We start from the raw sequence: 25633 nt of genomic DNA on the forward strand, positions 1-25633 counted from the left end.
GCGGAAGGCCGAATAGCGGCTGTTTCTCCGCATTTACCACCCTGTTGTTCATCGCAGTCCACCCCCTCATCACGTGATGCATGTCACGCTTTTTGGCTGTGAGTACTGGCTTGATGGATTACAGGGTCTTTCATGGATGTGTGGAAACCGCTCGCTCTGAGCGCCGCTTTGGCTCTAACGCTATACGCCGGCAACAACAACGCAGTGGCTGCACCGTCGATTGGAGATGCCACGCTGGCATCGATAACCGCGTATCGGCAGCAAGGGCAATGGCTGCAGGCCCTTGCCGAGATACAGCGCTTGCAGCAGCGTTCGCCACAAGACGCCGTGCTCTACCAACTGCAGGTACTGACCCTTTCCGATATCGGCAACGCGGCCCAGGCATGGCGGCTTGCACAGGCACGGCCCACGCTGTTCGACAAGGCACAGCAGCAACGCCTGGATGCCAACTATCTGTCCAAGCTGGTGGGATGGAGCCTTGCCTATGGCAAGAGCGAACAGACCCAGCTGGCCGAAGCCGAGCAGGCACTGGCCCACATGCAGCAACTGCTGGATGCCGACAGCCTGTCGCCGCGCACAGCACCACCGCGCATCCGCTATGACCGGCTGATCCTGCTCAACCGGCTTGCCCGGCACGCGCAGGTACGCGAGGAATATCGCGATCTTGTGCGCGAGGGCCTGACCCCGCCGGACTATGTGTTGCCAGCCGTTGGTGATTCACTGCTGGCCAGCCGCCACCCGCTCGAGGCCATTCCGGTATTGCAGGCCGCTGCCCGCAACAAGCTGCAGGATGGCGACCAGAGCCGCAGCGAGCTGGCCTATGCCCTTCTGGAAAGCGGCCAGACCCGGACACTGATCGCCCAGCTGCAACAATGGCGCGATGCCGAAACCCCGTTCCTGCGCCGCGAAGGCGCCAAGCAATCCTTCCAGAACTGGGCGCGCTACGACGCGGATATCACCTTGTCCATGGTCCGCGCCTACAGCGGCGACCTGCCGACTGCGCAGCGTGAACTTGAGGGCCTGGCGGAAAAAGCGCCTGCAAACGGCGGCCTGTTGTCATCGCTGGGCAAGGTCTACCAGATGCGTGGCTGGCCGCGGCGCGGCCTGCAATACCAGCAGATGGCACACACACTGGAGCCGCGCGAACTGCCTGCACGGCTCGGCATGCAAGAAGCCTGGATGGAACTGCAGCGCGATGACCTGGCCCGGCCATTGCACGACGACATGCAGCGCCTGCATCCCGATCAGCCTGAAGTGCAACGCATGCACCAGCTCTGGCGCGTGCACCGCGGCTGGCAGGCGTATGCCTATAGCAACATCGGCCGCAGCAGCGGCGGCGATTCTCCATTGGGCGACCAGGACCGCCATAGCGGCGTGGAACTGCAGTCGCCCGTCCTCGATGATCGCTGGCGGATAGTGGCGTTTGCCGATCGCCGCAGCGTCGACTACACCCAGCGCACCCTCAAACCATTGCGTACCGGTGGCGGCGTGCGCTATGCCCATGCACAACTGGACGCCGAACTGCTGCTCAACCATGCCAATGACGGCATCGGGGGCACGGGTGCCCAGCTCGGCCTGGGTTGGCAGTTCAACGACTACTGGCATGCTGCCGCCACGATGGTACGCAACGACGCCGAAGCCTCGTTGCAGGCACGTGCGGCCGGCATCAGCGCCAATAGCGCCAGCCTGGCCGCGCGCTACCGCAGCAGCGAGCGCAGCCGCTGGAACTTCGCGCTCAGCCGCTTCCACTACAGCGACGGCAATGATCGCGACCTTGCCGAGGTTGGAACCGAACAACGCCTGTTCACCAGCCCGACCCTGCTCGTCGATGGGCTAGTCAACGCCTACGCGGGCCGCGGCAGCCGCGACGACGTGCCCTACTTCAATCCCTCGCGCGACGCCTTCGCCGAGGCTGGGGTGCGCCTGGATCACCTGACCTGGCGCCACTACGACCAGCACTTCCGCCAGCAACTGACGCTGGCCGTAGCCAATTACTGGCAGCAAGGCTACGGCACCGCGTTGATTCCGCGCGCCGAATACCGCCACGAGTGGCAGTTGGGTCTGGGCCGGGTACTGGAGTACGGCGTGAACTGGTCACGACCCGTGTACGACGGGCGCCGTGAGCAGCACATCGGGCTTGATGCCGCCTTCCGCTGGGGACAATGACATGCGCACCACCTCCTTCGCACTGCTCGCCTTCTGGCTGTTGGCTGCGTTCTGCATCACCGGCAAGGCCTACGCCCAGTCGCCGATCGATCTGGATGCAGCAGACAACGGCCTGCTGGTGTTGAGCTATCACGATATCCGCGACGATGTCGCCAACCATGGCGACCCTGATCTGTATGCGGTGAGCACGCAGAACTTCGCCGCCCACCTGGATTGGCTGTCCAGCCATGGCTACCACCCGGTCTCGCTGTCACAGCTGATCGATGCGGCCCATGGCGGCCCGCCACTGCCGCCGCAACCGGTGTTGCTGACCTTCGATGACGGCCTGCGCAGCGCCTACGACAAGGTCTTCCCGCTGCTGCAGGCCTATCACTACCCGGCAGTGATGGCGGTGATCACCGACTACGTGGACCTGCCAGCAGACCGCCGCATCGACTACGGGCATCGTTTCTTCACCCATGATGATTTCCTCACCTGGGCACAGATCCGCGAGATGCAGGCCAGCGGCCTGGTCGACATCGCCAGCCACACCGACAACCTGCACCACGGCGTGCAATCCAATCCGCAGGGCAACTCGACACCGGCGGCGATCACCCGCATCTACGACCCGGCAACGGCACGCTACGAAACCGCCGAGGCCTATGCCAAGCGCATCCGCGATGACCTGTCGCTGAGCGTGCGCCGCATCGTCGACAACACCGGCGTTGCTCCGCGCGCCATCGTCTGGCCCTACGCCGCCTACAACGCCTTCAGCAACCAGGTCGCAGCCGATCTGGGCATGCGCGTGTCCTTCGATCTGGAAGGCCGCAGCACCCCCGTCACCCAGAACCTGAGCGGGCTGGCGCGCCTGCTGATGATGGACAACCCCACCGTCATCGACCTTGCCCGCGAACTGCGCCGCGACATGCAGCTGGAGAACGTGCGGGCGCTGCAGATCGACCTGGACATGGTCTACGACGCCGATCCAGAGCAGCAGTCGCGCAATCTCGATGCGCTGATCGAGCGGGTCAAGCGGATCGGCCCAAGCCATGTCTATCTGCAGGCCTTTGCCGACCCCGATGGCAACGGTTCGGCCGACGCACTGTATTTCCCCAACCGGCACCTGCCGATGCGCGCGGACCTGTTCAACCGCGTTGCCTGGCAGCTCAAGACCCGTGCCGAAGTGCAGGTCTATGCCTGGTTGCCGGTGCTCGGCTATGAACTGCCCGACCCTGCCCAGCGCAGTGCCCTGCAGATACACAGCAAGGAGCGTGACGGCATCTTCCGGCTGGATTTCACCAAGCCGCAGGCGCACCACATCATCAAGGACATCTACGAAGACCTGGCGATCAACTCCTACTTCGAAGGCCTGCTGTTCCATGATGATGCCTACCTGCGCGACACCGAGCTGGCGCAGCTGCCGGCAGAAGGCGAAGAGGGCGCGCGCACCAAGGCGCTGATCGACTTCACCCTGGAACTGCGCGATGCCGCGCAGCGCTGGCGCCCCAAGCTGGCCACCGTGCGCAACCTGTATGCACGGCCGGTGCTGCAGCCGAACAGCGCGGCCTGGTTCGCACAGCGCCTGGACCTGTTCAACCAGGCCTACACGCACACCGCACTGATGGCGATGCCGTGGATGGAACAAAGCCGCCATCCCGAGCGCTGGCTTGACCAGCTGGTCACTGCAGTCAAACAGCACGATCCGGACTTCAACAAGACCCTGTTCGAACTGCAGACCCTGGACTGGCGCACGCGCCAACCCATTCCCGGCGCACGCCTGCGCGCGCAGATACGCCGCCTGCAGGCTGCCGGGGTCAAGCATATCGCCTGGTACCCGGACGACTTCATTGGCAACCGGCCGGCACTGGAAGATGCACGCGCAGCGATGTCGGTGCGCAACTTCCCGTACGAGGAGAAGTGAGTGGAAATGCATCCGCTGGTCTACGCATTGCTGCAGTTCGCGTTCTTCTACCCGTTGATCATGGCGTTCTTCTGGATGTCCGGCGGGCTGTATTACTTCTTCCGGCGCGAACGCAAGGCGCGTGATCGCCACGATCCGCCGCCGCTGGAACACTACCCGTTCGCCTCGATCCTGATCCCCTGCCACAACGAAGCCGACAACCTGGAAGACACGCTGGGGGCGGCGCTCAACCAGCGTTATCCGGACTACGAGGTCATCGCCATCAACGATGGCAGCAGCGATGACACCGGCGTCCGCCTGGATGCACTGGTACTGCAGCATCCGCGCCTGCGGGTGATCCATCTGGACCGCAACATGGGCAAGGCCAATGCACTGCGCATGGGCGCGCTTGCCGCGCATTCGGACTACCTGGTCTGCATCGATGGCGATGCGATGCTGGAGTCCTATGCCACCCACTGGCTGGTCTGGCACCTCACCTCGGGCCCACGCGTGGGCGCGGTGACCGGCAACCCGCGCATCCGCAACCGCTCCACCCTGCTCGGCCGCCTGCAGGTGGCCGAGTTCTCCTCGATCATCGGCATGATCAAGCGCGCCCAGCGCGTATATGGCCGCATCTTCACCATATCCGGGGTGATCGCCGGCTTCCGCCGCACCGCCCTGCATCGCATCGGCTATTGGGCCGAGGACATGGTGACCGAGGACATCGACATCAGCTGGCGGCTGCAACTGGACCATTGGGATATCCGCTACGAACCCAATGCGTTGTGCTTCATCCTGATGCCCGAAACCCTGCGTGGCCTGTGGCGACAGCGACTGCGCTGGGCCCAGGGCGGCGTGGAAGTGGCCCTGCGCCACGCCCGCGCACTGTTGAGCTGGCGCAGCCGGCGCATGTGGGGGTTGCTACTGGAATACCTGTTCAGCGTGGTCTGGGCCTACACCATGGCCACCATCCTGGTGCTATGGGTGCTGGGCAGGTTCATTCCCATGCCGCCGCAGCTGTACATCTCCAGCGTGTTGCCGCATTGGCACGGCGTGATGCTGGCGCTGGTGTGCCTGGCCCAGTTCGCCAGCAGCCTGATCATCGACCGGCGCTACGAGACCCATGTCGGCCGCAATTACTTCTGGGTGATCTGGTACCCGGTGGCGTATTGGCTGATCAGCCTGTTGACCACCGTCGTGGCCGTACCCAAGACCCTGCTGAAACCCCGCGGCAAGCGCGCCACCTGGGTCAGCCCTGACCGGGGAATCCGATGAACGAAAAACATTCGCTGGACGCGAACCATGACAACCACCGCTTTGATTCACGGCTGATCCGCAAGCCGCAGCAACAGCCACGCCTGCAGCGCGGCCTATGGGGCATGGTCAATGTCGCGTTCTGGGTGCTGATGCTCTATCTGCTGCTGCCACTGCTGACGCTGCTGCTGTGGCTGCTTGGCATCCGCGTGGCCTGGCAACAGCTGTACGAGTACCAGGACCACGTTGATCCCTTCCTCCTACTGGCTGCCCCGGTCATCCTTGCCTGCTGCGCGCTGTCCTTGATCGCCTGGGCCGAATACAACCGCATGCGTTTCAGTGGCAAGGAGCGCAGGGCCCCGGTCCCGGTGATAAGCCAGGCGCAGATCGCCGCCGATCTTGGCGCTGGGCCGGAGGTCAGCCAGGCCATCGGCCAGACCCGCTCGGTGGTGTTGCACATGGACGACCAGGCTCGACCCGCCAGCCTCAGCGCCGGCCCACTGCCGCCGCGCTGATCCGCGTGATTCAGTGCGGCCGGTGCCGCACCTGACCCTCGCCGCGCACCACGAAGCGTTCGACCGTGAGTGCTTCCAGGCCCATCGGCCCATAGGAATGCAGGCGCGTGGTGGAGATGCCGATCTCCGCGCCCAGACCCAGCTCGCCGCCATCGGAGAAGCGCGACGAGGCATTGACCATCACCACCGCCGAACGCAGTGCGCGTACGAAGGCCTCGCCATGCGCCCCATTGCCGGTGGCGATGACTTCGGTGTGATCGGAGGTATAGGTCTGGATATGGGCGATGGCCGCAGCCATGTCCGGCACGATGCGTATCGCCAGGATCAGATCCAGGTACTCGGCGGCGTAATCGTCTTCGGTCGCAGCGGTGATGCCCGGCAGCAACGCCTGGCTGGCCGCATCGCCGCGCAGTTCCACCCCGCGCTCGCGCAGTGCCGCTGCTGCCAATGGCAGCAAGCGCGGCGCGATATCCGCGTGCACCAGCAGCGTCTCCAGCGAGTTGCAGGCAGCCGGCCGGGTGGTCTTGCCATCAATGAGCAGATCCACCGCCAATTGCAGATCAGCGCTGTCATCCACATACAGATGGCAGACACCCTTGTAGTGCTTGATCACTGGTACGCGTGCGTGCTCGGCGACAAAGCGGATCAAGCCCTCGCCGCCGCGTGGAATCGCCAGATCGATGATGTCGTTGAGCTGCAGCAATTCCAGCATGGTCTCGCGGCGCAGGTCTTCCACCAGGGTCAGCGCGGCATCGGCCACCCCGGCCTCGCGCAAGGCGCGCTTGAGGCTGGCGGCGATTGTCGTGTTGGAATGGATGGCTTCCGAGCCACCGCGCAGGATCACGCCGTTGCCGGCCTTGATGCATAGCGCGGCGGCATCTGCGGTCACATTCGGCCGCGCTTCGTAGATCATCGCGATCACGCCCAGCGGCACCCGCACCTTCTGCACGCGGATGCCATTGGGCCGCGCATAATCGCGGGTGACTTCGCCAACCGGATCAGGCAGGGCCGCAACCTCGCGCAATGCGTCGGCGACGCCGCGCAGGCGCTCCGGGTTCAAGGCCAGGCGATCAAGCATCGCACTGCCCACGCCCTTGTCGCGCGCCGCCTGCAGGTCCTGTGCATTGGCCGCAAGGATGCCGTCGGCATCCGCCTCCAGCGCATCGGCCATCGATCGCAGCAGCGTACTGCGCTCCTCGGTGGACAGCTGGGCCAGCTGTTGCGCGGCGTCACGGCATTGCAATGCCAGTTGGCGGATATCACTCATGTCCTGCCCTGCTATTGATCAAGAAGTGGCTTACAGCAACACCAGGTCATCGCGATGGACCACGTTGTCGCCGTAGTTGTAGCCGAGGATGGATTCGATTTCGCGGGTGTGATGCTGGCTGATGCGCCGGATGTCGACGGCGGAGTACTGGCTGACGCCGCGGGCGATCTGTTGTTGGCCCTGTGCATCGAACAGCCGTACTTCCACCATGTCGCCGCGCCGGAACTCGCCTTCCGCACCGACCACGCCACCGGGCAGCAGCGAGGCGCCCTTGTCGCGCAGCGCCCGCGCCGCGCCGGCGTCGATCAGGATCGCGCCGGCTTCCAACGGAGCGTGCTTCAACCAGTACTTACGCGCAGCAATGCGCGACTGCCCCGCATGCAGACGCGTGCCGTGCAGGCGGCCCTGCGCCAGCCCGCGCACCACGTCGCTGTTGCGACCATTGAACAGGAAGGTATCAATGCCGGCGGCACCAGCCTTGGCCGCCGCCTGCAGTTTGGTATGCATGCCACCGGTGCCGACCGCACTGCCACTGCCGCCGGCCATGGCCATGATTTCCGGGGTCAGCGCAGTGACTTCGTTGATCGGCTGTGCATCCGCATGGCTGCGTGGGTCGGCGGTATACAGACCGTCGATATCGGTGGCGATGAACAGTGCGTCGGCATCCACCAAGGCGGCGACGATGGCGGCGAGGTTGTCGTTGTCGCCGAGCTTGAGCTCGTCCACCGACACGGTGTCGTTTTCATTGATGACCGGCAACGCACCCAGGGCCAGCAGCTCGTTGAGCGTGGCGCGTGCATTGAGGTAGCGGCGGCGATTGCGCAGGTCGTCATGGGTCAACAGCACCTGCGCGACCGGGCGCTCGAAGAAGCGCTGCCACAGCGCGATCAACTGCGCCTGGCCGAGCGCGGCCAGGGCCTGGCGCGCGGCCATCGCCGCACCGGCTTCAGCCGCCTTGGGCAAGATGGCGCGCCCGGCAGCGACCGCGCCGGAGGAAACGATCACCACTTCCCGCCCTGCCAGCACATTGGCTGAGACGAACTGCGCCAGCCCCAGCGCAAAGCGCGGGGTCAGGCCGCCACCGTCGGCCGCCAGCAGGCTGCTGCCCACCTTGAGCACGGCACGGCGCCACTGCGGCAGCGTTTGTTCGGTGAACGGCGAAAACGAGGACTGGTTCATGGGATCAGCGGGTACTCCACTCATGGACGGTGAGCTCGGAACTGCCGTGGGCGGCAGCGTTTGTTCGGTGAACGGCGAAAACGAGGACTGGTTCATGGGATCAGCGGGTACTCCACTCATGGACGGTGAGCTCGGAACTGCCGTGGATGGCCAGCGGGTCAGTAGCGACGATGGCCTTGGCCTGTTCAAGCGTATCGATGTTCTTCAACACGTAGGCGCCACCGCTGCCGCCACTGAAGCCGCCGGTGAGGTGCAGGCGGTCATCGGCACTGAGCGCGTCGAGAAACGCTATGTGTGGGCCAATTACCGCGTCATCGAAGGATGGCTTGCGCATGGCCATTACCAGGTAGAGCTTCATTGCATTCTCCTTTGCTGCATATGACACCACGTGGGAGCGCGGATGGCGCGTTTGCTTTCGCTTGGAACTTGCTTGGTGGGGCTTGGGCTTGGGGTTTGGCTTTGGCTTTGGGTTTGGCTTTGGCTTTGGGTTTGGCTTTGGCTTTGGGTTTGGCTTTGGGTTTGGCTTTGGCTTTGGCTTTGGCTTTGACTTTGACTATCCCTTCTCCCGCTTGCGGGAGAAGGTGCCCGAAGGGCGGATGAGGGGAGCTTTTGACGTTGCTTGCCAGAAGCCCCCCAACCCAACCCCAACCAGGCTGTTCAGCAAGGACAGGCTTACGCCATAGCGAGAGCCCTACCCTCATCCGCCCCTGCGGGGCACCTTCTCCCGGAGGAAGAAGGAAGTGCGGAAAATAGCGAGAGCCCTACCCTCATCCGCCCCTGCGGGGCACCTTCTCCCGGAGGGAGAAGGACGTGCAAAGAAACGGGCGCCTTGCGCAGCGCCCGTGTTCAAGCCATCAACCCTGCAGCGCGCTCCAGCGTGCTGCCAGCTCTTCCAGGCGCAGATCCGCTGCCGCACCGGGCGACACCCGTGCCGCCAGGCTGCCTTCAGGCGTGCGCCCCTGCCCTGCCGTATCCGACGCCGCCGCTGCGGCCTTGTAGGCGTCACGGAAAGGCACACCGGCGACCGCGGCTTCCACCGCCACGTCGGTTGCATACATGCCCGAATCAATCGCTGCGCGGATGTTGTCATCGCGCCAATCCAGGTTCGACAACAGCGCCGGCAGCAGCTCCAGCGCGGCCAGACCACGGCCGAAACCGTGCACGATTGCCCCCTTGGAATTCTGCAGGTCGCGCTGGTAGCCCGAAGGCAGCGACAGCAGCTGCTCGATCTCGGTACGCGCCGCAGCGACGCTGGCATGGGTGGCGCGCATCAACTCGATCACGTCCGGGTTACGCTTGTTCGGCATGATCGAACTGCCGGTGGTGTACTGCGCCGGCAAGGCCACAAACGCAAATTCGCCCGTGGTGAACAAGGACAGATCCCAGGCGATACGACGCAGGTCCAGCGTCGCACCACCCAGCGCCTCCAGTGCTGCCAGCTCGAATTTGCCGCGCGACAGCTGCGCGTAGATTGGGCTGACCTGCATGCGTGCAAAACCCAGCGCTGCGGTGGTGTGCTCGCGGTCCAACGGCAGATTGACGCCGTAGCCGGCCGCAGTGCCCAGCGGATTGGTATCGATCAGCGCACGCGTATCGCGCGCACGGATCGCGTTGTCGATGAAGGCCTCGGCCCAGCCCGCCCACCACATGCCCGCCGATGACACCACGGCGCGCTGGATATGCGTATAGCCCGGCAGCGGCTGCAGCTTTTCAGCCGCCGCGCGGTCCAGGGCCACCTTGGCCACTTCCGTGCTGATCTGCGCAACGTGCTCGAGCTTTTCCTTCAGCCACAGGCGGGTGGCCACCAGGATCTGGTCGTTGCGGCTGCGGCCAGTGTGGATCTTGCGGCCGGCATCGCCCAGGCGTTCGGTCAGGCGCGCTTCGATCGCCGAGTGGCAATCCTCGTACTGCTCGTCCAGCACGAAAGCACCACTGCGGAAATCATCGGCCAGCACAGCCAGCTCGCGCTTGAGCGCGGCCAGTTCGTCGCTGCTGAGGATGCCGATGTGCTGCAGGCCTTCGGCATGCGCGGTGCTGGCCTGGATATCGTGCAGGAAGAACTCGCGGTCCAGGATGACGTCGTCACCAGCCAGGAAGGTCTGGATCTTCGCGTCAACCGCGACGCCGGGTTTCTGCCATAGCAGGTTGGTCATGATGTTCTCTCGAATGTAGCGCCGGGCGCGGCGTCAACCGCCTGCGCGCGGGCGATGAATCAATGCGGGATGGCGGTCAGCTCGTCCAGCCCCAAGGCACGGTTGAGGTTCTGCAGGGCCTGCGTGGCCGCACCCTTGAGCAGGTTGTCGATGGTTGCCACCAGCACCACGCGCTTGTTGCCCGGGGCCATGGTGAAGCCACCAATCTGCACACCGTGGGTACCGGCAATACGGCTGACCCACGGCGCCTCGTCAACCACTTCGATCAAGGGCTCGTTGGCATAACGCTGCTGGTAGGTAGCAACGATCTCTTCGCGGCTGCGCGGCTGCTGCAGCCACAGGTTAACGGTCATGGTGATGCCGCGGAAATGAGGCGCCACATGCGGCATGAATTCCACCGGCACGCCGAGCTGGGTCGACACCTCGCGCTCGTGCACATGGTTGGTCAGGGCATACGGCATCAGGTTGTCGCGCAGCAGCTCCTGGTTGTTCTTGTCCGATGGCGTGGTGCCGGCGCCGGACCAACCGGAGACGCCGAAGCACACCGGCGGGCCGGCCAGCTGACTCAGCAGCGGCGCGATCGCCAGCTGCATTGCCGTGGCATAGCAGCCCGGGTTGCTGATCCGCGTCTGCCCGGCATAACGTGCGCGGGTCAGTTCCGGCAGGCCGTAGTACCAGCTGTTGTCGAAACGGTAATCGGCTGACAGATCAACGATCACGGTGTCCGGCTTGCCTGCATCCAGGGCAGCAACAAAGGGTTCGCCCTTGCCGTTGGGCAGGGCCAGCACCACCGCGTCCACACCCTTGGCGGCAACCGCCTCCGGGCCCAGGCTTTCGTAGCGCAGCTCGCCGTTGTAGGCCTCGTTGTGGTCAGCCACGCGCTGCCCGTCCAACTCGCGCGAGGACACGAACGCAAGCTCGATACGTGGGTGGGCGGCCAATAACCGGATCAGCTCGGCGCCGGTGTAACCGCGCGCGCCAACAATGCCTACCGAGAATTTTTTGTCAGTCATTTATGCGAATCCAGAAGGAACTGCAGATGGGCTTTCACCGCCGGCCATTCCGTGTCGATGATGGAGAACACCACGGTGTCGCGGCGCGATCCGTCGGCGTGACGCTTGTGGCTGCGCAGTACGCCGTCCTGCTTCGCGCCAAGGCGGGCAATGGCGGTGCGCGAAGCATGGTTGAACCAGCTGGTCTCGAAACCGACGCTGATGCAGCCAAGGGTTTCAAAGGCATGGTGCAGCAACAGAAGCTTGGCTTCGGTGTTCAGGCCGCTGCGCTGCACGCGCGGGCTATACCAGGTGTAGCCGATGTTCAGCCGCGGCACATCGGCCTCAAGCGCGTAATAACGGGTACTGCCAACCACTTCGCCATTGGCGTCCCTGACCACGAAGGCCAACACGCGGCCCTGCGCCTGCGCCTCCAGCGCGGCCACCACGTAGTGGCCGGCGTGCTCGGGCGTAGGCACATTGGTATACCAGCAACGCGACAGCTCACCGTCGCCCAGGGCGCGCTGCAGTGCCGGCACATGGGCAAGTTGCAAAGGCTCCAGGGTGACGTGGCGGCCCTTCAGGATCGGCACCTGCCCCCAGTGTCCGGCGCTGGCCAGGTCGGTACTCACCCCTGCAGACTCGGCTTGCGCTCGCCGCAATGTGCGACGTAGCCCTTGATGCTGTCGAAGTCGTTGGCACCGAACCAGAACACCTTCCAGTGGTCGAGCTTGTAGCAGCCGTCCGACTCGGAATAATAGAAATGGTTGACCGGGTTGCCGTTGCGCGAGCGCCAGAACAGCTGCGGGGTTTCCTCCAGCATCACGTTCCACACCGCGCGGCCCAGGCCTTCACCCTGCGCGTCATCGAGCACGGCGAACTTGTCCAGGTACACGCCTTCGGCTTCATCGGTGAGCACCACCGCAGTGCGATAGTTCTCACTGACGTAGGCACGCAGCAGCTTGGTCTTCTCGAAATAATCCGGCACCAGGGTGCGGCCGAAGCTCGACTCGATCAGCGTTTTCAGGCGTGCGGTATCGAGCTGGTCCCAGGACGTGGCCTTCAACACCTTCTCGCCACGGCGCACCAACGTGCCCGAACCCTTGTGCGTGAACAGCTCCTTGGCCAGGTCGGCCGGGCGCGTGATCGACACCGAGGATTCTTCCGGCAGGCGATCCAGCAGATCCTTGATCTGCTCGATCTTGACCCGCATGCCGCCATGGATCCACGGCTGCTGCATCAGCTGGTCGTACTCGGTGGACAGGTTGATCGAATCGATCAACTTGCCCTCTTCGTCCAGCAGGCCACCGGTGCCGGTCAGGAAGATGATCTTGTACGGCTGCAGTTCCTGCACCAGTTCATTGGCGGCGAAATCGGCATTGACGTTGAGGATCTGCCCGCTAGGGGTTTCGCCCAGGCTGGTGATCACCGGGATCGAGCCGGCGCGCAGGCTGGCTTCAATCGGCGCCAGATTGACCTTCTTCACCTCACCGACCAGACCGTAGGTATCCAGATCCAGGTACTCGGCCTCGAACACACCACCGGTGATGGAGGTTGCACGTGCACCGTTCTGCTGCAGGGCTTCAACCAGTTTCAGGTTGGACTGCTGGAACACCTTGCGCACGATCGCCAGGGCTTCCGGCGAGGTCACGCGCAGGCCGTCGATGGTCTGCTTCTCGATGCCGGCAGCGGACAGCTCGGCATCGAGCTGCGGGCCGGCACCGTGCAGCACGATCGGGGTCAGGCCAACTTCCTGCAGGAAGGACAGCGACGAGGTCAGCGCATCCAGATCGTCGCGCAACACCGCGCCACCGACCTTGACCACGGCAAAGCGCTTGGCATCAAGCTGCGAAAAGCGCTTGAGGTACTGGCTGATTTCCTTCGCGCTGGCCATGCTCGAAAGCAGGCGGACGATGGTCTGGCGGGTCTGGCGGTGCGGCTGCATGGCTGGGGACATTGCTTGTATCTACGTAGCGACCCTGGGGGTCACGAAAAAGAAGCCGGCGGCGAGCCGCCGGGCCACGCGCGGCTCAGGCGCCGCGTTGCAGGATCTGCAGCACCGATTCGGCGTAACGCTGCAACTGCTCCAACGTCACGAACTCATCGGCGGTGTGGGCCTGGGCGATATCGCCGGGGCCGTACACCATGGTTATGTAACCACCGGCCGAGAACAGCGAGGCCTCGGTCCAGAAATCCACCGCGTTGCCGATCGGCAGGCCCAGTTCGTCGGCGATGTCGCGCGCAGCCAGACGGCGTTCTTCGGCGCGGGCGATATCACCGGACGGCAGGCTGGGGCCGCGGAAGGTTTCTTCAAAATGCGCCGCCTGCGGCTCGGCGAAGCTGGCGAAGGTGCCCAGCAGCGCATCGATATCCATCGACGGCAGCGGCCGGAAACCAAACCGCAGCTCGGCTTCGGGCGCGATCATATTGGCCTTGATGCCACCTTCGACGCGGCCGATGTTGAAGCGCAGACCGGTCAGGCCGCCAAAGCGCGCATGCGCCAGCGACTCGACATGGTCCAGCGCCTTGCCGCCCCAACGCATGGCCTGGTGCAGCGCGCTGGCCGAAGGATCCTGCTTGCCGGAAGCATGGCCGGCGCGGCCCTGGAACTTCATCAACACCGAGCTGATGCCGCGATGCGCGAGCACCGCTTCGCTCATGGTCGGCTCGGCGACGATCACCGCTTCATACGCGATGCCACGCGCCAGGAAGGCGGCGATACAGCGCGGGTCATTGGCTTCTTCGTCACTGGAGAACAGGAACGCGGCATCGCCATCGGTCAGATTGGCGGCGGCCACCAGCGCGGCGGCAGCGCCCTTGATGTCGCAGACACCGAGGCCGACAACGCGGTCGTCCAGGCGACGCATCACGTGCGGATCGGCCGACCAGTGCGGGGAATCCGGCACGGTGTCCAGATGCACGTTGAACAGATACTTGGGGGTGCCGCGCACCGCGTAAAAGCTGACCGCACCGGCGCCGTGGTCGATCACTTCGACATTGAAGCCCGGCAGGTTGTCGCGCAGGTAATCAAAGATGCCACCGGTGGTGATGGCACGCGGCGGATTGCGGGTGTCGTAGGACACCAGCTTTTCCAGGTGATCGAGGGTGGATTGGAGCAGCTTGGTCATGGTGGGCAGCAGGTAATCACAGCAATGATCGAAAGGCTTCCCTTCTCCCGCATGCGGGGGAAGGTGCCCGAAGGGCGGATGGGGGGAGCTTTTGCTTTGCCGGGTTCGCTTTCAGAGCAAAAAAGACAGAAGCAAGAGCTCCCCTCACCCCAACCCCTCTCCCGCAGGCGGGAGAGGGGCTTTGAGCATCACGCATCAAGCAATCAGCGATTCACCTGCGCGTACAGCGTGGAGCTCATGCCGAACAGCTTGATGAAGCCTTCGGCTTCTTCCACACCCCAGTCGGCCGACTGTGCATAGGTTGCGCCCTTGGCGTTGAGAATGTGCTCCGAACGCACGGCCACCGCGTCAACGCGGCCACCACGGGTTTCCAGCACTACTTCACCGGTGACCTTGGCCTGCGAGGACTGCAGGAAGGCTTCGATGTCAGCCTTGAGCGGGTCGTGGTAGAAGCCTTCGTACACCAGCTCCACCCACTTGCGCGCCACTTCCGGCTTGAAGCGGTTCTGCTGCTTGGTCAGCACCGCGTCTTCCAGCGCGCGGTGCGCGGCCAGCAGCGAAACCAGGCCCGGGGCTTCGAACACGATGCGGCCCTTCAGGCCGATCACGGTGTCGCCGGTGTAGACGCCACGGCCAACGCCGTACTGGGCAAACAGCTTGTTGAGCTTGGCCAGGATCTGCTCACCCGGCAGCGCCTTGCCGTCCAGCGCGACGGCTTCGCCCTCGACGAACTTCAAGGTGACGGTCAGCGGCTCCAGCGGCCAGGCATTGCGCGGTGCGCACCAGCCACGGGCACCCTCGCCCGGGGCTTCCCACTTGTCGATCTCGCCGCCGGACATGGTCAGGCCCAACAGGTTCTCGTTGATGGTGTAAGCCTGCTGCTTGGCACGCACGCCGAAACCACGCGCTTCCAGGTACTTCTGCTCGTAGGCGCGGGTCTGGGTGTGCTCTTTCTGGATTTCACGGATCGGCGCGACGATCTGGTAGTCGCCCTGGGCCTTCACCGCCAGGTCGAAACGCACCTGGTCGTTGCCCATGCCGGTGCAACCGTGGGCGATGATGTTGGTGCCCAGCTCGGCGGCGCGCTTGAGCGCAGCGTCAACGATCAGGTAACGGTCGGACACCAGCAGCGGGTACTGGCTCTGGTAGCCCTCACCGGCCCATACGAAGGGCTTGACGAAGCCGGACCAGATGGCCGGGCCACCATCGACGGTGACGTGGCTGGTGACACCCAGCTCGGCGGCACGCTTCTCGATGAAATCACGCTCTTCAGCATCCACGCCGCCGGTGTCGGCGAACACGGTGTGCACGTTGTAGCCGCGCTCCTGCAGGTAAGGCACGCAGAAGCTGGTGTCGAGGCCGCCGGAGAAGGCGAGGACGATGTCTTTGCTCATGGGGAAGGAATCTCTGCTTTGGTTCTTGAGCCCCTCCCCCACCGGGGGAGGGGTTGGGGAGGGGGTAATGAAGTTGAGATGGTGCCTGGAGTGAAGAGCCTTGCCCTCACCCCAACCCCTCTCCCGCTGGCGGGAGAGGGGCTTCAAGCATTACTTGCCGATCACTGCGGCCATGATCGCCTTCTGCACATGCAGGCGATTCTCGGCCTCGTTGATTGCAATACATTGCGGCGAATCCATCACGCCGTCGGTCGCCTTCACATTGCGGCGCAGCGGCAGGCAGTGGCTGAACACGCCATTGTTGGTCAGCGCCATCTTGGCCTCGTCGACGATGAAGTGCTTGTACTGGTCGCGGATCGGCTTTTCCGGCTCCCAGTTGCCGAAGAACGGCAGCGCGCCCCAGCTCTTGGCGTAGACCACATCGGCGCCGGCATAGGCGCTCTGAATGTCATGGCTGACCTGCAGCGAACCTCCGCTCTCGGCCACGTTCTGCTCGGCCCAGCCCATGTAGCGTTCGTCCAGGATGTAATCCGGGGTCGGGCACAGCAGGGTCACGTCCATGCCCATGCGGGTGGCGATGGTCAGCGCCGAATTGGCCACGGCGGTGTTCAGCGGCTTGGGATGGTAGGTCCAGGTCAGCACATACTTCTTGCCGCGCAGGTCGCTGGTGCCGAAATATTCCTGCAGCGCCATGATGTGCGCCAGCTCCTGGCACGGATGGGTGATGGTCTCCATGTTGATGACCGGCACCGGCGAATACTTGGCAAAGCTCTTCAGGACCTGGTCTTCGCGGTCCTTGCTCCAGTCCACGAATTTCGGGAACGCGCGCACGCCAATCAGGTCGACGTAACGGCCCAGCACCTTGGCCACTTCGGCGATGTGCTCTTCGGTATCGCCGTCCATCACCGTGCCGAGGTTGAACTCGATCGGCCACGCATCCTTGCCCGGCTGCAGCACCACGGCATGCCCGCCCAGCTGGAACGCGCCCAGCTCGAAGCTGGTGCGGGTACGCATGGACGGGTTGAAGAACACCAGGGCGATCGACTTGCCCTTCAGGTCATCACCCAGCTTGTTCTGCTTGAACAACGCCGCCTGGGTGAGCAGCGCGTCAAGTTCGGCGCGGCTCCAGTCCTGGGTGTTCAAAAAGTGCTTCAGAGACATCGATCCTTCCTTTATTGCGGAAAACCACCGTCGCCGGTGGGCGGATGCGCTAATGCGCGACTCATTGCGTTTGAAACTTTTACCGCACCAGAAACGAAAAAACCCAGCCTGGGCTGGGTTTTCCGAACAGACAGCACGAAGCTCCGGTCACCCAGCGAATATGTGGGATTCCGGTCGGCGGGCACGCGACGTCATGCCGGAGGCCATCCGGGCGGTGCTGCTTTCGTGCTGGAAGCTGGTGGCTTTCATCGTCGGCCATACTCGCACGCAGGTCAGGCCTGCGCAAGTGTCGCGGTGCAACATCAGGGAACGCTGGTGGCGGCAGGCGGTGCCTGGCCGATATCCGGGGTGATCGACACCCGCAGCTTGAGCCGGTTGCCGGGGTCTTCAGGCAGCCGTGAGCGGAACTTGATGCCCTTGTAGACGTAGTCCACGTCGTAGGCGATGGGCCTGCGGAACTCGCGGCCCACTTCCACGATCTTGCATTCCGGGGTAAGCAGCGCGGCTGAGCCGCCACCGCCCTGCGGCGCAAGCGCCATATCTTCTTCCTCCGCCTGCCCTTCGTGTTGGCTGAAAATGCCGCGCACCGAGTCCCAGAAGCGGCGGAAGCCGCCCTTGTCTTCCTCGCCCTTGACCTGCACCGGCGCCAACGTACGGGTGGACACCGGCTCGCAGTGTTCCTCGGTGCGGCTTGCGCGCAGGGTCTGGAACACCGGCTCGACGTTGAGCACCTGCGCATAGTCGTAGCGCACGTTTTCCATGATCACCACGCGATTGCGCTGCTCCGGTTCCTGCGCAAGCGCGGGCACGGCGGCGCCAGCCAACAGGCAGATCATCGACAGCAATGGAGCAGGTTTCATCAAAAGATTGGCTAAGGCTGGTCGCGGGCAGTGGGTACTAGTGTAGGCAGCACAGCTGCCCCGGGCCTGAACATTACCCATCCGTACGCGTATTGCCCAGCCCGGGGATGCCCCGCCCGGCCCGGGCCGCTAGAATTGACAGGTTCGCTTACCCCCGGATTGCCATGACCCTGCGCCTGCACAACAACCTGACGCGGCAGCTGGAGCCGTTCGCTCCGCTCGACCCCGCCGCCCCCACCCTGTACGTGTGCGGCCCCACGGTCTACAACTATGTACATATCGGCAATGCGCGCGGCCCGGTGGTGTTCGGCGTGCTGGCCGACATGTTGCGCCGGCACTACGGCAATCTGCGCTACGCCCGCAACATCACCGACGTTGACGACAAGATCAATGCCGCAGCCAAGGACCAGGGCGTGCCGATCTCGGCCATCACCGACCGGTTTGCCGCCGCCTACCGAGAGGACATGGCCGCGCTGGGCGTAGTGCCGCCGGATATCGAGCCCGAAGCCACCGCGCATATCCCGCAGATCATCGCCATGATCGAGCAGCTGATCGCCAGCGACCATGCCTATGCCGCCGAAGGCCACGTGCTGTTCTCGGTCAGCAGCTTCGCCGATTACGGCAAGCTCTCGCGCCGCGATCCGGAGGAAATGCTGGCCGGTGCGCGCGTCGAGGTTGCTCCCTACAAGCGTGAAGCCGGCGATTTTGTGCTGTGGAAGCCCTCCAGCGACGACCTGCCCGGCTGGGACTCGCCCTGGGGCCGTGGCCGCCCGGGCTGGCACATCGAGTGCTCGGCGATGGCCGCCGCCCATCTGGGCCCGACCATCGACATCCACGCCGGTGGCGTCGACCTGCAGTTCCCGCACCACGAGAACGAGATCGCGCAGAGTGTCTGCGCCCATGGCGGGCAGACCTTCGCCCGCTTCTGGCTGCATAACGGCATGCTCAACTTTGGCGGCGCCAAGATGAGCAAGTCGATCGGCAATATCGAGCGCGTGCACGACTTGGTGCGCAAGCATCCACCCGAAGCGCTGCGCTATGCCTTGCTGTCGGCCCACTACCGGCAGCCGCTGGACTGGTCCGATGCGCTGATCGAGCAGTCGGTGCGCACCCTGGACCGGTTGTACGGCACGCTGCGTGATCTGGCCGAGGTGAATGCCGAAGCCGCGATTCCGGCCGCTGTCGAGGCGGCATTGGAAGACGACCTCAACACGCCGCTGGCCTTGGCCGAAGTGGCGCGTATCGCCAGCGAGGCGCGCAAGGCCGAGTCCACCGAAGACAAAACGCGGCTGAAGCGCGAGCTGTTGGGCGCAGGCCTGGCCTTGGGCCTGCTGCAGCAGGCACCGGCCGAATGGTTTGGTCGCGGCGCCGAGGCCGGCGACGACGCCCGCATCCAGGCACTGATCGACGAACGCATCGCCGCCAAACAGGCGCGTGACTTCGCCCGTGCCGATGCCATCCGTGACCAGCTGGCCGCGGAGAACATCGTGCTGGAAGACACGCCGCAGGGTGTGCGCTGGAAGCGGGGCTGAGGGCTCCTCCCGGGGCTTCGCCCGACCCTCTCCCCAACCCCTCTCCCGGGGGGAGAGGGGCTAAAGCTGCAGTTACACAATATTGCGTCGGCTCGTGGCGCACTTAGCCCCTCTCCCACCGGGAGAGGGGTTGGGGTGAGGGAGACCTCCCAGCACCCCACTCCAAGGCCCATCGCCAGCAAGGCGACCGGCCAAGCACAGGACCCACAATGATCAACTCCCCCTTCCCGCTCGAACCCACCCCCGCTGAAGCCCAGGCCACCATTGCCGAGGAGTTCTCCTTCTTCGGCGACTGGTCCGAGCGCTACCAGTACCTGATCGACCTCGGCCGCAAGCTGCCCGCCTTCCCGGAAGAATGGAAGACCGAAGAACACCGCCTGCTCGGCTGCCAGTCCATGGTCTGGATCGTGCCTGAGGGCGACGCCGACAAGCTGGTGTTCCATGCCATCAGTGACTCGGCGATTGTCTCGGGCCTGATCTACCTGGCCCTGCGCGTGTACTCCGGCCGCTCGGCTGCCGAGATCCTGGCCACCGATCCGGACTACGTGTCGGCCATTGGCCTGGCCAAGCACCTGTCGCCGACCCGCAGCAACGGCCTGGCGGCCATGCTGGCCTTCATCCGCGATACCGCCCAAGCCAGGCAGTGAGCAACACCAGCTCCATCGCCGAACTGCTGCGCCAGCCCGGCTTCACCCGGCTGCTGCTGTACCGCATTGCCGGCATGCTGTCCTACCAGATCGTTGCGGTCACGGTCGGTTGGCATATCTATGAAGTCACCCGCAATCCGTTCTCGCTGGGCCTGATCGGCTTGGCCGAAGTGTTGCCCTACTTCTGCGTGGCACCGTTCGCCGGCTACCTGGTCGACCACCTGCCACGCCGCAAGCTGGGCATGACCGCCTGCCTGGGGCTGATCGCAACCGCGCTGATGTTGGTTGCCGTGGCTACCGGCTGGCTGCCGGTCAAAGGCGTCTGGCCGATCTATCTGGCGGTAGCGCTGACCGGCATGGTGCGGGCCTTCCTGTCACCGGTCTACAACGCGCTGTTCGCGCGCGTGTTGGCGCGCGAGCAGTTCGCGCGCGGCGCCGGCTTTGGAACCGTCGTCTTCCAGACGGGGATGGTGCTCGGCCCTGCGCTGGGTGGCGTACTGGTCGCGGTGGGCGGCAAAGGCCTGTCCTATGGCGTAGCCGCGTTCATGGCGGTACTGGCACTGGTGGCACTGGCCTCGTTGAAGGTCAGCGAGCCGGCGCCATCGCAGAACCGTGCGCCTATCTTCGCCAGCATCGCCGAAGGCGCTCGTTTCGTGCTGTCCAACCAGATCATGCTGGGCGCGATGGCATTGGACATGTTCTCGGTACTGCTGGGCGGCGTGGTGGCGATGCTGCCAGCCTTCATCCAGGAAATCCTGCATTACGGCCCGGAGGGGCTGGGCATCCTGCGCGCGGCACCGGCACTGGGCTCGATCTGTGTGGGCCTGTGGCTGGCGCGGCATCCGCTGCGTCGCAATGCCGGCCGGGTATTGCTGTTTGCGGTGGCCGGCTTCGGCCTGTGCGTGATGGCCTTCGGTCTGTCGCAAAGTTTCTGGTTGTCGGCGGCCATCCTGCTGTTCTATGGCGCCTGCGACGGTGTGTCGGTGGTGGTGCGCTCGACCATCATGCAGCTGGTTACACCCGACGACATGCGCGGCCGCGTTTCATCGATCAACGGCATCTTCATCAGTTCATCCAACGAGCTGGGCGCGTTCTACGGCGGCAGCATGGCGCGACTGATGGGCCTGGTGCCGGCGGTGGTGATCGGCGGCTGCGCGGTGTTGGGCGTTGCCGCCATCACCGCTTGGAAAGCACCGCAGCTGCGCAAGTTGAACAACCTGCAGGATCTTTGACGACCGGGGCAGGCCATTCGGCCCGCCCCGGCATTCACGCTCAGCCAGCGTCGCGCCTCACGGCGTGTAGTTGCTGGCTTCGGCCTTGTCGAAGCTCTGCTGCGCACGGATGTCCCGCGACGAAGCCCCCACCCGCAGGCTGTAACGCCCCTTGTCCGCCACCCAGCGGCCCAGCTCGGGGTTGAACGAGGCCAGGTCCTTGCCCTCGATCTGGAACTGCAGCACCTGCGACTGCCCGGGCTGCAACAACGTGGTTTTTGCGAACGCCCGCAACTCCTGCGCCGGCTTGGGCAGCAGTGATGACGGCGCCGACACATACACCTGCGCCACCTCGCGCCCGGCCACCTTGCCGGTATTGGTGACCTTCACGCTGGCACGTACCGGCCCTTGTTCGCCGCCCTCCACTTTCAGGTCGCTATAGCCGAAATCGGTGTAGGACAGGCCAAACCCGAACGGATAGGCCACGTCCACCTTGCGCGTATCGAAATGGCGGTAGCCCACCCAGATGCTGTCGCGATACTCCACCTCGGCCGCGCGCGCGATCTGCCCGAAGATGGATTTATCGTTGGGATCCGGACCCAGCAGCACCTTGCCAGGAAAGCCGTCGTTGGCCGGGTAGTCCGCAAGCTGGATGGCGAAGGTATCGGCCAGCTTGCCGGAAGGGTTGACCGCGCCTGACAGCACATCAGCTATCGCATTGCCGGCTTCCTGGCCGGGCTGCCAGGCCAGCAGGATCGCATCGGCCAGGTCCCTCCAACTGGCCATCTCCATCACGCCACCGATATTGAGTACCACCACCAGCTTCTTACCCTGCGCGTGGAATGCCTTGGACGTGGCCACCAGCAAGGCGCGCTCGACGTCGCTGAGCTGAAAGTCGTTCTCTGGTTTGCGATCGACAAACTCTCCTGAGCCGCGACTGATGGTGACTACGGCCATATCCTGCTGTTGCGCCAGTTGCGCCAATTCGGCCACATCCACGGCCCGTTCTGGCACCCGCGCCTTGGGCAAGTACCACGCGGTGGTCGGCCGTTTCGGCGTCTGCTCGGCAATATAGCTGGCGTAGCGTTCGCCCAGGCCTGCGGCGTTGCTGAAGCCGGCATTCTGCAGGCCCTGTGCCAACGGGATTGCATAGGCCTTGTTGACGTCGCCACTACCGGTGCCGCCGGTGATCACCTCATAGCTGCCATCGCCCAGCACCGCCAACCGCGAGGCGGCGGCCAGTGGCAAGGTCGCGCCGTCATTCTTCAGCAGCACCATGCCCTGGCTTGCGGCATGCCGCGAGATGATCGCGTTGCCACGCAGATCCGGTGCATCCGAATGTGGCGCCTGCTTGAATGCGCGGCTGCGCAGCACCAGTTCCAGCACCCGGGTCACATTGCGGTCCAGCACGCGCTCGTCAAGCTTGCCATCGGCCACCGCTGCACGCAGCAGCTTGCGCTGGTTGCCGGTACCCGGCATCAACAACTCGTTGCCCGCTTCCATCTGTGCAACCGCATCCTTGCCACCGAACCAGTCGGTCATCACCAAGCCCTGGTAGCCCCATTGCTTGCGCAGCACATCGGTCAGCAACCAGGTGCTCTCCGAGGTATAGGTGCCGTTGAGCTTGTTGTAGCTGGACATCACCGTCCAAGGCTGTCCCTTGCGCATGGCGATCTCGAAGCCCTTGAGGTAGATCTCGCGCAACGCCCGCTCATCCACCCGCGCATTGATGGTATTGCGGTTCCACTCGTGGTTGTTGACCGCGAAGTGTTTTACCGATGCACCCACACCACGGTCCTGCAGGCCGAGCACCAGCGCCGCCGCTGTTTCACCAGCTACCAGCGGATCTTCCGAGTAGTACTCGAAGTTGCGCCCACCCAGCGGAAAGCGATGGATGTTCAAGGCCGGGGTCAGCATGACATCGACATCGTAGGCGGCCGCCTCGTCGGCGATCGCCGAACCCACCTCGCGCACCAGCGCCGTATCCCAACTGCTGGCCAATGCACTGCCGATCGGGAAGGCGGTGGCATGGAAGGTCTTGCCGGGCGCGTTCTTGCGGGTTGGCTCGATACGCACACCGGCCGGCCCGTCGGCCAGAACCAGCGAAGGAATCCCGAGCCGCGGCACCGCCACGGTGGCGCCGGCGGCACCGGGCACATGGTCTTCGATGGCACCCACCACCGGTGCCTGCATATCATCCGGCAGGCCGGGGAAAGACATGCCCTGCCCCGTGACCAGGGAAATTTTCTCTTCCAGCGTCAGTGCCGCTACCACCTGTTGCAACGGCGCCTGCCCGAGCTTGGGCAGCTCCCTCGCCTGCGCCGGGACCGTCAGGGCCAGCGCCATCATGATCCCGGCCACCATCGGCGCCAGGCGCTGCGTGTTGTGCATCATTGCCATGCGGATATCTCCTCGTTGCGTCACCGCGCCAGCGCGGTGCGCCCTATGCGTGAAAGTTGCGCCACCTGCTGCCGGCGCGCGTATGCCGCCAACCCGGAACCACAGGATCAGCACGTGAGTGACGGTTCAGCGGCGGTGTGTGCCTGCTGCATTGCAAATGCCGCGGCCATCGCGATGGCCACGGCTGGCTCAGAACGAGAACGTCAATTGGCTTTGCAGATTCAACGCGTCCGGGTGCTGTTGGGTAATCACCGGATTACGTGTGTAGCTGAAGGTATTGACCCAATAGATGCCGCGCGCCGCGCGCAACGCATAGGACAACGAGGCACTGGAACTGAAACGCACCGGGTCCATGCCCTGGCTGCGCAGGTAGTTCACCGCGTCCTTGCTGACCTCGTTGCGGGTGTAGCCGATGGACACCATGTCGCCCGGGCGCTTGGCGAACGGCGCCAGGCTGTACAGGGTCAGCGCGTAGTCGGAGCTGAAGATATTGTGCTCGGGCGCCGCGTAGTTGCCTTTCAGATTGACGTACCAACCGCGGTACGGCATGTCCTTGTCGGGCTGGGTGAACTGATAGTCGGCAACGAGGTAGTAGGCATGATTCTGTCCCTTCTGCCCGGGCTTGCTGAAATCGTTGTAGCGCGTGCGGTTGTAGATGCTGCCCTGGCGGATCCAGGTCATGCGGGTATCGGCACTGGACGCCACCCGGTAGCCTATTTCATTGACGTAGATGGGTTTGGCGTCCGGCACACTCCACTTCAAGCCTGACGGGTTTTCCTTGCTGTCGACCAGGAACCCATCCGGACTTTGCGAGCGCGCCACACCGAAGTGGTCGTAGAAGCGGCCATCCTTGGAATACAGACGGATGTCGAAGCCGGGCACCGGCTTGAATGCCGCCATGCCGGCCAGGTTGGGGATGATGCTGGTCGGGCCCAGCGCCGAGGACGCCGTACTGGCCCCCAGGAACAGACCAACGAACTGACCCAGCATGCCGTAGTAGCCGTATTGAATACGCACCCGGCCCTTGGCGAACTCCTGCTGCACCGACAACTGCGCGACCGCCAGATCATCATTCAGACCGGCATCGCGATAGACGGTGCGCGAGCTACTGGTTTCGAAGGTCAGCTGTGAGCGTTCCCCCCACCAACCCAGTCGCGACAGATCGTAGGTGGTGATGGTCAACAGGGTGCCGCTGAAACTCGGCCGCTGGCCGTTGTACATCTGCGGTCGAGCCTCCTGACCGCGCAGATCGTAGGTTTCCGATGCACTGTAGAAACCCATGAACATCCAACCATTGTCGTAGAGCTTGGGGCGCAGGCCCAGCAACGTCGGCGACAGGGTTTCGCAGGTGGTGATGATGGGCGATTCGGAACCGCGGCTGACGAATTCGTCGTAGTTGCGGCAGGTCGGTTGCGCCGGCGCGCGCTGGCCGAGGTCGGGCAGCGCCTCATCGACGCTGGCAGCCTTGTCCGCTGGCGCGTCAGTGGCCGCATCCGGCGAAGCTGCATCCTGTGTTTCAACGGCCGTCGCAGCGACAGCGTCTGTCACCGCTTCAGCATGGGCCCATGTTGCAGAAAGGCCCAAGCAGCTCGCCAACACCACCGCACTGATGGCGGTGTAGCGCCTGCCTCTACAGCACTTCTTCATTGTCTTGCTCTCCCAGATTGATGGAGAGCGGCCGATGCCAGCGCATCCGCCGCCCGCTCACTACCGCTTGTGCGCGATCACCCAGTGATCGCCCCTCTCCTGCATCCCGGCGCCACCCTTCTGCCTGCATGTGCGTCATTCACGGATCCTTCCAGTTGCGTCGGTCGGCATGGCCGGCAACGCCCTGGCCGGGTGGGCGATAGCCCCTCCGCGATGTCGTTCATCGAGCTTTCGTAGGCAGACGATCG

The 25633-nt window shown here is 64.3% G+C and carries 20 protein-coding genes; 7 read left to right on the top strand and 13 right to left on the bottom strand.

The features are described 5' to 3' along the window. Positions 1-132 precede the first annotated feature (132 nt). The 4 genes from pgaA to pgaD are packed head-to-tail and all read left to right on the top strand — an operon-like array spanning position 133 to position 5814. Positions 133-2166 carry a poly-beta-1,6 N-acetyl-D-glucosamine export porin PgaA gene (gene pgaA / locus ABB27_RS00375; protein ID WP_057626136.1) on the top strand — a complete coding sequence of 678 codons (2034 nt, stop codon included), beginning with the start codon at positions 133-135 and terminating at the stop codon, positions 2164-2166. 1 nt (position 2167) lies between these two features. Further along, positions 2168-4066, top strand: coding sequence for a poly-beta-1,6-N-acetyl-D-glucosamine N-deacetylase PgaB (gene pgaB / locus ABB27_RS00380; RefSeq protein ID WP_057626138.1), 1899 nt, complete (start codon positions 2168-2170; stop codon positions 4064-4066). A 6-nt stretch (positions 4067-4072) separates the two neighbouring features. After that, positions 4073-5320 (top strand): poly-beta-1,6-N-acetyl-D-glucosamine synthase, encoded by a 1248-nt coding sequence (gene pgaC / locus ABB27_RS00385; RefSeq protein WP_057626140.1) that lies wholly within the window; start codon positions 4073-4075, stop codon positions 5318-5320. Next, positions 5317-5814 (top strand): poly-beta-1,6-N-acetyl-D-glucosamine biosynthesis protein PgaD, encoded by a 498-nt coding sequence (gene pgaD, locus ABB27_RS00390; protein ID WP_244479088.1) that lies wholly within the window; start codon positions 5317-5319, stop codon positions 5812-5814. The genes pgaC and pgaD overlap by 4 nt, the downstream gene beginning before the upstream one ends. A gap of 10 nt (positions 5815-5824) precedes the next feature. On the opposite strand, the gene ABB27_RS00395 is transcribed toward pgaD, so the two are convergent. The 11 genes from ABB27_RS00395 to ABB27_RS00450 all read right to left on the bottom strand — a co-directional run bounded on the left by ABB27_RS00395 (position 5825) and on the right by ABB27_RS00450 (position 17948). After that, positions 5825-7081: a glutamate-5-semialdehyde dehydrogenase gene (locus ABB27_RS00395; protein ID WP_057626142.1), complete on the bottom strand. Its 1257-nt coding sequence runs from the start codon at positions 7079-7081 to the stop codon at positions 5825-5827. 30 nt (positions 7082-7111) lie between these two features. Beyond that, complete coding sequence (gene proB, locus ABB27_RS00400) at positions 7112-8260, bottom strand: glutamate 5-kinase (protein ID WP_057626144.1); 1149 nt, start codon at positions 8258-8260, stop codon at positions 7112-7114. 100 nt (positions 8261-8360) lie between these two features. Beyond that, positions 8361-8618, bottom strand: a complete 258-nt coding sequence (locus ABB27_RS00405; RefSeq protein WP_057626146.1) for a YciI family protein — start codon at positions 8616-8618, stop codon at positions 8361-8363. A 496-nt stretch (positions 8619-9114) separates the two neighbouring features. Then, positions 9115-10413 carry an argininosuccinate lyase gene (locus ABB27_RS00415; RefSeq protein ID WP_057626149.1) on the bottom strand — a complete coding sequence of 433 codons (1299 nt, stop codon included), beginning with the start codon at positions 10411-10413 and terminating at the stop codon, positions 9115-9117. 59 nt (positions 10414-10472) lie between these two features. After that, complete coding sequence (gene argC / locus ABB27_RS00420; RefSeq protein ID WP_057626151.1) at positions 10473-11426, bottom strand: N-acetyl-gamma-glutamyl-phosphate reductase; 954 nt, start codon at positions 11424-11426, stop codon at positions 10473-10475. Then, the gene (locus tag ABB27_RS00425; protein ID WP_244479089.1) at positions 11423-12037 is read right to left on the bottom strand and encodes a GNAT family N-acetyltransferase; all 615 of its coding nucleotides are present in this window, start codon (positions 12035-12037) and stop codon (positions 11423-11425) included. Before ABB27_RS00425 ends, argC begins: the two co-directional genes overlap by 4 nt. Beyond that, complete coding sequence (locus tag ABB27_RS00430; protein WP_057626153.1) at positions 12034-13362, bottom strand: acetylglutamate kinase; 1329 nt, start codon at positions 13360-13362, stop codon at positions 12034-12036. Before ABB27_RS00430 ends, ABB27_RS00425 begins: the two co-directional genes overlap by 4 nt. 73 nt (positions 13363-13435) lie before the next feature. Beyond that, complete coding sequence (locus tag ABB27_RS00435) at positions 13436-14533, bottom strand: acetylornithine deacetylase (protein ID WP_057626155.1); 1098 nt, start codon at positions 14531-14533, stop codon at positions 13436-13438. A 203-nt stretch (positions 14534-14736) separates the two neighbouring features. Then, positions 14737-15927, bottom strand: a complete 1191-nt coding sequence (locus ABB27_RS00440; RefSeq protein WP_057626158.1) for an argininosuccinate synthase — start codon at positions 15925-15927, stop codon at positions 14737-14739. Positions 15928-16077: 150 nt separating this feature from the next. Further along, entirely contained in the window at positions 16078-17088 is a 1011-nt protein-coding gene (locus ABB27_RS00445; protein ID WP_057626160.1) for an N-acetylornithine carbamoyltransferase, read from the bottom strand. 302 nt (positions 17089-17390) lie between these two features. Beyond that, positions 17391-17948 carry a hypothetical protein gene (locus ABB27_RS00450; RefSeq protein ID WP_057626162.1) on the bottom strand — a complete coding sequence of 186 codons (558 nt, stop codon included), beginning with the start codon at positions 17946-17948 and terminating at the stop codon, positions 17391-17393. Positions 17949-18112: 164 nt separating this feature from the next. Here ABB27_RS00450 and cysS point away from each other — a divergent pair, with 164 nt between their 5' ends. From cysS to ABB27_RS00465, 3 genes are all read left to right on the top strand, one after another. Continuing rightward, positions 18113-19480 (top strand): cysteine--tRNA ligase, encoded by a 1368-nt coding sequence (cysS, locus tag ABB27_RS00455; RefSeq protein ID WP_057626165.1) that lies wholly within the window; start codon positions 18113-18115, stop codon positions 19478-19480. A gap of 209 nt (positions 19481-19689) precedes the next feature. Next, a complete protein-coding gene (locus ABB27_RS00460) occupies positions 19690-20127 on the top strand; it encodes a SufE family protein (RefSeq protein ID WP_057626167.1) in 438 nt (145 codons plus the stop codon). Beyond that, entirely contained in the window at positions 20124-21359 is a 1236-nt protein-coding gene (locus ABB27_RS00465) for an MFS transporter (RefSeq protein ID WP_057626169.1), read from the top strand. The genes ABB27_RS00460 and ABB27_RS00465 overlap by 4 nt, the downstream gene beginning before the upstream one ends. 57 nt (positions 21360-21416) lie before the next feature. On the opposite strand, the gene ABB27_RS00470 is transcribed toward ABB27_RS00465, so the two are convergent. Both ABB27_RS00470 and ABB27_RS00475 read right to left on the bottom strand, forming a co-directional pair. Then, the gene (locus ABB27_RS00470; RefSeq protein ID WP_152984358.1) at positions 21417-23738 is read right to left on the bottom strand and encodes a beta-glucosidase family protein; all 2322 of its coding nucleotides are present in this window, start codon (positions 23736-23738) and stop codon (positions 21417-21419) included. 189 nt (positions 23739-23927) lie between these two features. Next, positions 23928-25286 carry a carbohydrate porin gene (locus tag ABB27_RS00475; protein ID WP_057626171.1) on the bottom strand — a complete coding sequence of 453 codons (1359 nt, stop codon included), beginning with the start codon at positions 25284-25286 and terminating at the stop codon, positions 23928-23930. Between the last annotated feature and the right edge of the window lie 347 nt (positions 25287-25633).

The sequence above is a fragment of the Stenotrophomonas terrae genome (assembly GCF_001431465.1).
GTDB lineage: Bacteria > Pseudomonadota > Gammaproteobacteria > Xanthomonadales > Xanthomonadaceae > Stenotrophomonas > Stenotrophomonas terrae.

Coding starts and splice junctions, on each gene's coding strand:
- pgaA (WP_057626136.1), top strand. CDS start 133: ATGGATGTGTGGAAACCGCTCGCTCTGAGCGCCGCTTTGGCTCTAACG.
- pgaB (WP_057626138.1), top strand. CDS start 2,168: ATGCGCACCACCTCCTTCGCACTGCTCGCCTTCTGGCTGTTGGCTGCG.
- pgaC (WP_057626140.1), top strand. CDS start 4,073: ATGCATCCGCTGGTCTACGCATTGCTGCAGTTCGCGTTCTTCTACCCG.
- pgaD (WP_244479088.1), top strand. CDS start 5,317: ATGAACGAAAAACATTCGCTGGACGCGAACCATGACAACCACCGCTTT.
- ABB27_RS00395 (WP_057626142.1), bottom strand. CDS start 7,081: ATGAGTGATATCCGCCAACTGGCATTGCAATGCCGTGACGCCGCGCAA.
- proB (WP_057626144.1), bottom strand. CDS start 8,260: ATGAACCAGTCCTCGTTTTCGCCGTTCACCGAACAAACGCTGCCGCAG.
- ABB27_RS00405 (WP_057626146.1), bottom strand. CDS start 8,618: ATGAAGCTCTACCTGGTAATGGCCATGCGCAAGCCATCCTTCGATGAC.
- ABB27_RS00415 (WP_057626149.1), bottom strand. CDS start 10,413: ATGACCAACCTGCTATGGCAGAAACCCGGCGTCGCGGTTGACGCGAAG.
- argC (WP_057626151.1), bottom strand. CDS start 11,426: ATGACTGACAAAAAATTCTCGGTAGGCATTGTTGGCGCGCGCGGTTAC.
- ABB27_RS00430 (WP_057626153.1), bottom strand. CDS start 13,362: ATGTCCCCAGCCATGCAGCCGCACCGCCAGACCCGCCAGACCATCGTC.
- ABB27_RS00435 (WP_057626155.1), bottom strand. CDS start 14,533: ATGACCAAGCTGCTCCAATCCACCCTCGATCACCTGGAAAAGCTGGTG.
- ABB27_RS00440 (WP_057626158.1), bottom strand. CDS start 15,927: ATGAGCAAAGACATCGTCCTCGCCTTCTCCGGCGGCCTCGACACCAGC.
- ABB27_RS00445 (WP_057626160.1), bottom strand. CDS start 17,088: ATGTCTCTGAAGCACTTTTTGAACACCCAGGACTGGAGCCGCGCCGAA.
- ABB27_RS00450 (WP_057626162.1), bottom strand. CDS start 17,948: ATGAAACCTGCTCCATTGCTGTCGATGATCTGCCTGTTGGCTGGCGCC.
- cysS (WP_057626165.1), top strand. CDS start 18,113: ATGACCCTGCGCCTGCACAACAACCTGACGCGGCAGCTGGAGCCGTTC.
- ABB27_RS00460 (WP_057626167.1), top strand. CDS start 19,690: ATGATCAACTCCCCCTTCCCGCTCGAACCCACCCCCGCTGAAGCCCAG.
- ABB27_RS00470 (WP_152984358.1), bottom strand. CDS start 23,738: ATGGCAATGATGCACAACACGCAGCGCCTGGCGCCGATGGTGGCCGGG.